The sequence below is a fragment of the Quisquiliibacterium sp. genome, assembly GCF_982640115.1.
In genome coordinates this window covers 1-5,395 of record NZ_CEXFHW010000223.1, presented here as the reverse complement: position 1 = coordinate 5,395, position 5,395 = coordinate 1, and the positions used below count along the sequence as shown (strand labels likewise).

7 protein-coding genes are annotated in these 5,395 nt (G+C 68.2%); 1 reads left to right on the top strand and 6 read right to left on the bottom strand.

The features are described from left to right. The 6 genes from AC2H6A_RS17610 to rpmH all read right to left on the bottom strand — a co-directional run. Positions 1-802 (bottom strand): tyrosine-type recombinase/integrase (locus tag AC2H6A_RS17610; protein WP_484275024.1); only part of this gene is annotated, 802 nt, incomplete at its 3' end. A 183-nt stretch (positions 803-985) separates the two neighbouring features. Continuing rightward, positions 986-2,401: a tRNA uridine-5-carboxymethylaminomethyl(34) synthesis GTPase MnmE gene (gene mnmE / locus AC2H6A_RS17605; protein ID WP_484275023.1), complete on the bottom strand. Its 1,416-nt coding sequence runs from the start codon at positions 2,399-2,401 to the stop codon at positions 986-988. Between the two features lie 8 nt (positions 2,402-2,409). Next, complete coding sequence (gene yidC, locus AC2H6A_RS17600; protein WP_484275022.1) at positions 2,410-4,176, bottom strand: membrane protein insertase YidC; 1,767 nt, start codon at positions 4,174-4,176, stop codon at positions 2,410-2,412. Positions 4,177-4,181: 5 nt separating this feature from the next. After that, positions 4,182-4,454 (bottom strand): membrane protein insertion efficiency factor YidD, encoded by a 273-nt coding sequence (gene yidD, locus AC2H6A_RS17595; RefSeq protein WP_484275021.1) that lies wholly within the window; start codon positions 4,452-4,454, stop codon positions 4,182-4,184. Next, entirely contained in the window at positions 4,451-4,807 is a 357-nt protein-coding gene (locus AC2H6A_RS17590) for a ribonuclease P protein component (RefSeq protein WP_484275020.1), read from the bottom strand. The genes yidD and AC2H6A_RS17590 overlap by 4 nt, the downstream gene beginning before the upstream one ends. Positions 4,808-4,899: 92 nt before the next feature. After that, positions 4,900-5,034, bottom strand: coding sequence for a 50S ribosomal protein L34 (gene rpmH / locus AC2H6A_RS17585; RefSeq protein WP_484275019.1), 135 nt, complete (start codon positions 5,032-5,034; stop codon positions 4,900-4,902). Between the two features lie 166 nt (positions 5,035-5,200). On the opposite strand from rpmH, the gene AC2H6A_RS17580 reads away from it, so the two are divergent. Further along, on the top strand, positions 5,201-5,395 hold a 195-nt coding region (locus tag AC2H6A_RS17580; RefSeq protein WP_484275018.1), incomplete at its 3' end, for a DnaA N-terminal domain-containing protein.

The following is a 5,395-nucleotide window of genomic DNA, read 5'->3' as shown; positions in this document are numbered from 1 at the left end:
TGCCGGTCTTGGAGTTCTCGGCCGGGATGTGCCACTCGGCCTTCTCGACATCCACATGCTCCCAGCGCGCGAGCATCAGCTCCGACTTGCGCACCAGCGTCAGCAGGATGAGCCGCAGCGCCACCTTGAACTGCCGGCGGACATTCGAGTCCATCACCGCCTTCAGGAACACGCGGATCTCCTGCGGCGCCAGTGCACGGTCGCGTGAGCGCGCGCGGTGCACATGCCGCATCGGCAGGGCCATCACCGGATTGGTCGCGGTCAGGCCGGCGGTCATCGCGTAGTCGAAGAGCCGCTTGAGCAGGCCGCGGATCACGCCGGCGGCCGCGTCGAAGCCCTCGTCCTTCTTGCGCCAGATGATGGCGCGCACATCCTCGGTGGTCACCTCGCCCACCGGCTTGCTGCCGATGGCCGGCACGATCGACTTGTCGAAGTAGCGCCGCGGGATGGTGGTGTCCTTGCGGTCGCGGTTGACGATCTCGCGGAAGAACCGCTCGCCGAACTCGGCGACCGTCACCTCGGGCCCCAGCCCCTGGCGCGTCAGGTGCTTCGGCGCCGCCGGTGACTGGCCCTGCGCGACCAGCGCCTCGCGCCGGTCACGCTCCAGCCGGGCCTGGCGCAGGGAGAGTGCCGGGTAACGCCCCAGCGTCACGCGCTCGGGCTTGCCGTTCACCCGGTAGCGGTAGTGCCAGAGCATGCCGCCGGTGGGGAACACCTCGATGACGAGGCCGCGCTCGTCGGTGCGGCTGTAGCGCTTGACCTCGGGCTTCAGCGCGCGGATGGCAGCGTCGGTAAGCGGCATGGGCGGGCTTTCGTGTACACATGACGGCGAGTTGCCATGATACGCCGGATGTGTACCCATGCGTGTACACGAAATCGTTCGGCTCTTGCCGGAATCTGGCGGTACGCCTGAGACGATAAACCTATATCGATCAAAGGTTTATCTTCAAATCCCGGAAGCTGCCGGAACCCTTCGGAACCGCACCTACTTCCCGATGCAGAACCGCCCAAAAATCACCCCCAGCAGATCATCCGCCGAAAACTCCCCGGTGATCTCCCCCAGACGCTCCTGAGCAAGCCGCAGCTCTTCGGCAAACAGCTCCAGCTGCCGATCACCCTGAGCCGCGCGGCTGCGTGCCTGCATCAGGTGCTGCTGCGCCCGTCGCAGCGCGATGAGATGCCGTTCGCGCGCGATGAACACCGACTCGCCCGCTGACTGCGCCCCGGCCAGCTCGAGCAGCGCTTCGCGCAGCAGTTCAATGCCGCGGCCCTCGCGCGCCGAGAGCCATACCGTCAGCGGCTGCCCGGCATCGTCACGCGCCACCCGCGCCGGCTCGCCGCTGAGGTCGATCTTGTTCACCACCCGCAGCACCGGCACGCCCGCGGGCAGACGCTGCGCCAGCGCCGCGTCCACGGCGCCACTCGGCGCAACGCCGTCAGCATCGGCCGCCACCAGCTGCAGCACCAGATCGGCCTGCGCCACTGCCTGCCAGGTGCGCTCGATGCCAATACGCTCGACCTCATCGGTCGCCTCTCGCAGGCCGGCCGTGTCGATCACATTCAGCGGCACGCCGCGCACCTGGATGGCCTGCGAGACCCGATCGCGCGTGGTGCCGGCGATCGGCGTGACGATCGCCACCTCGGCGCCAGCCAGCGCGTTGAGCAGACTGCTCTTGCCGACATTCGGCTCGCCCACCAGCACCACATCCAGCCCTTCGCGCAGCAGCGCGCCCTGCCGGGCCTGCGCCAGCAGGCCGGCCAGCTCCGTCTCGAGCCGAGCCAGTCGGCCCAGCGCATCCGCGCGCTGCAGGAAGTCGATCTCCTCCTCGGGGAAGTCCAGCGTGGCCTCCACCAGCATGCGCAGGTCGATCAGCCCCTCCACCAGCGCGTGCACCGCGCGCGAGAACACGCCCGCAAGCGAGCGCGCCGCCGAGCGCGCGGCCTGCCCGGTGCTGGCATCGATCAGATCGGCCACGGCTTCGGCCTGCGCCAGATCGAGCTTGTCGTTGAGGAAGGCCCGCAGGGTGAATTCGCCCGGCTCGGCCAGCCGCACCCCTTGGGCACTGCCCGCGCGCAGCACGCGCTCGAGCAGCAGCTGCATCACCACCGGGCCGCCGTGGCCCTGCAGCTCGAGCACCTCTTCGCCGGTGTAGGAATGCGGCGCCGGAAACCACAGCGCCAGGCCGCGATCGATCTCGCCGCCGTCATCATCGAGGAAGGGCCCGTAGAGCGCGGTGCGTGGCGCCAGCCGCGCTGCCTGCGCCGGGCCCAGCAGCGCCTGCGCCAGCGATTGCAGACCAGCCCCCGAGACTCGCACCACGCCGATGCCGCCCCGCCCGGGCGCGGTGGCGATCGCGGCAATCGGCGAATCGCCCGCGGCAGGCTCGGCCGGGGCGCTCACCGCAGCGCTCAGGCCTTCTTGGCCGCCGCGGCCTTCTCGATGGCCCGGGTGATGTACCACTGCTGCGCGATCGAGTAGATGTTGTTCACCAGCCAGTACAGCACCAGACCCGCCGGGAAGAAGAAGAACATCACCGAGAAGATCAGCGGCATGGCCATCATCACCTTGGCCTGCACCGGATCGGGCGGGGTCGGGTTGAGCTTGATCTGGATGAACATGGTGCCAGCCATCACCGCCGGCAGGATGAACCAGGGATCGGGTACGGCCAGGTCATGAATCCAGCCGATCCACGGCGCATTGCGCATCTCGACCGAGGCAAGCAGCACCCAGTAGAGCGCGATGAACACCGGTATCTGCACGACGATGGGCAGACAGCCACCCAGCGGATTGATCTTCTCCTGCTGGTAGAGCTCCATCATGGCCTGGTTCATCTTGGCCCGGTCATTCGCGTGGCGCTCGCGGATCTGCATCATGCGCGGCGTGACCGCCTTCATGCGCGCCATCGACTTGTAGCTTGCCGCCTGCAGCGGGAAGAACAGGGTCTTGATGATGATGGTGAGCAGCACGATCGCCCAGCCCCAGTTACCCACCAGGCGGTGGCACATCTCGAGCAACCAGAAGATCGGCTTGGCCACGGGCGTGAGCCAGCCGTAGTCCACGCTGAGATCCAGGCCCGCCGCCACGGTCTCGAGCATGCGCTGGTCCTGCGGGCCGATCAGCAGACGGGTGTCGGTGGCCAGGCTCGCCTTGGGTGCAATCTCGGCAAGGGGCTGCAGTGCGCCGATGGCATACAGGTTGTTGTCGACGCGGTTGCCGTAGTACTCGCGCCCGGCCTTGTCGGTGGGCAGCCAGGCCGACACGAAGTAGTGCTGGATCATGCCCACCCAGCCATCCACCGCGTTCTTGGCAAGGTCGGTCTTCTTCTTCTCGATGTCGCCGAAGTCCACCTTCTGGAACTTCTTCTCGTCGGTGTAGACCACCGGGCCGCTGTAGGTCACCGCGCCACCCGTGAACATCGCAAACGCCGAGTTGCTCTTCGACTTGAGATCGGCCTCGCTGGTGAATTCGGCATTGCGGGTGAGCTGCATGTAGAGCGTGGGCTTGACCGGCGCCTCGCCCAGGTTGGTTACCTCGTCGCGCACTGCCACCACATGGCTGCCGCGCTCCAGGCGATAGGTGCGGGTAAGCCGTACACCACCCGACTCTGCCGTGAGCTTGAGCTCCACCGCCTTGGCATCGCCCTGCAGGTTGCGCGGGCCTTCGGCCACGCTGAACACCGAGCGGTGCGTGGGAAAGCTGCTGCCGGCCGGTGCGCCCACCAGGCCCGACTGGGCCACGTACACCCGGCCCGGGTCATCCTGGAGCAGCACCACATGGCCCTCATTGGGCGTGAGGGTCTCGGAGCCGGCCTTGTGGCGCAGCAGCACGGCGCGACGAACCTGCCCGCCAACCGGATCGACCTTCAGCTGCAGGGTGTCGCTGCTCAGGGTGATGAGTTCAGCCGCGGGTGAGCCTGCGGTGGCTGCCGGCGCGCTCTGGGCGGGCGCCGCCGCGGGCGCGCCACCGGGTACCGAGGCGGCCGCCGGTGCCGAGGGCACGGCACCCGGGGCGGCCGCACCACCCGGCACATCGGCGCCGGCCTTGGCGGCCGGTGCCTCGGCCGCGGGCTGGCCCGAGAGCAGCGAGGGCTTGCCGTTGTGCCGCTGCCAGCTGTCCCACAGGAACAGCAGCGACATCGAGAAGACAACCCAGAGAATGGTGCGCTGCAGTTGCATGGGGATCATTCCGACTTGGGAGAGGGCGGCACCGGATCGAGGCCGCCAGGGTTCCAGGGGTGACAACGGCACAGCCGTCTTGCAGCCAGCCAGCCGCCCGACAGCGCGCCGTGGCGCGCGATGGCTTCCAGCGCATATTCGGAGCAGCTCGGGAAGAACCGGCAGGCCGGCGCCATCATCGGGCTGATCGCGTAGCGATAGGCGTGAATGGGCGCCGACAGCGCCCGCCGCGCCAACGACGGTCCGGGCATGGAACCGCGCGACAGCTTGTCGCTCACGCCGGAGCTCGGGCGCGCGCCCGCCGGATGAGCAGATCGAGTTCTGCGCGCCATACCCGCTTGAGCGCACCGCGGGGCAGGCTTCGCCAGGCATCGCTGCGGCGACGCAGTCGAATCATCGCGAGCGCAGGCCGTGGCGCATCGGGCCACTCGGCCAGCCGCCAGGCCTCGCGCGCCACCCGCTTGAGGGCATTGCGCTCAACCGCCAGGGGCAGCAGACGCTTGGGGATTGAAAGGCCCAGACGAGCGATGTCGGCGTGACGACGCATCGACACACCGAAATGCTCGGTGCTCGAATCGGCCCGCTGGCGCGACAGCGCCATCAGCCCGGCATCAGCGCGCTGTCTGCCCATGGTGTTGCCAGGACCCGACGGAAGCAGCCCCGCTGCAGCGCCGCTTCAGCGGCAACGAACAGACATGGCTGCCGGCCCGCGGGCCGGGGAAATCACAGGCCCAGGCGCTTGCGGCCCTTGGCGCGGCGCGCGGCGATCACGGCACGGCCACCGCGGGTTTTCATCCGCACGAGAAAGCCGTGGGTGCGCTTGCGCCGCACCACGGAAGGCTGGAAGGTACGTTTCATGGTGGTTCTCGGAGAAAAAGCCCTCGATTGCATCAGAAGGGACTGCGACCGTCAACTCCGGGCCTGTGGAAAACTTCGGGAGTCAGGTAAAATCCCCGGCTGGTCAGACCCACGCCGCACCCGGTCCCCGACCGCCTCCCCAGTCCCCGGATACCTTCCCCAGACCATGCAGGACCGCTGGAACGCCTGTGCATCACGGCTAGAGGCCGAGGTGCCCGAGCAACTCTTCAAGACCTGGCTCAAGCCGCTGGTCTGTCTGGGCCATGAACCCGCCAGTGGTCTGCTGCGCCTGGGTCTGCCCAACCAGTTCAAGCTGAACTGGGTCCGTAGCCAGTACGGCTCGCGCATCGGCCAGCTCGCC

Bases quoted from the DNA above. Each gene is read 5' to 3' on its own strand.
- rpmH (WP_484275019.1), bottom strand. From the start codon at position 5,034: ATGAAACGTACCTTCCAGCCTTCCGTGGTGCGGCGCAAGCGCACCCAC.
- yidC (WP_484275022.1), bottom strand. From the start codon at position 4,176: ATGCAACTGCAGCGCACCATTCTCTGGGTTGTCTTCTCGATGTCGCTG.
- AC2H6A_RS17590 (WP_484275020.1), bottom strand. From the start codon at position 4,807: ATGGGCAGACAGCGCGCTGATGCCGGGCTGATGGCGCTGTCGCGCCAG.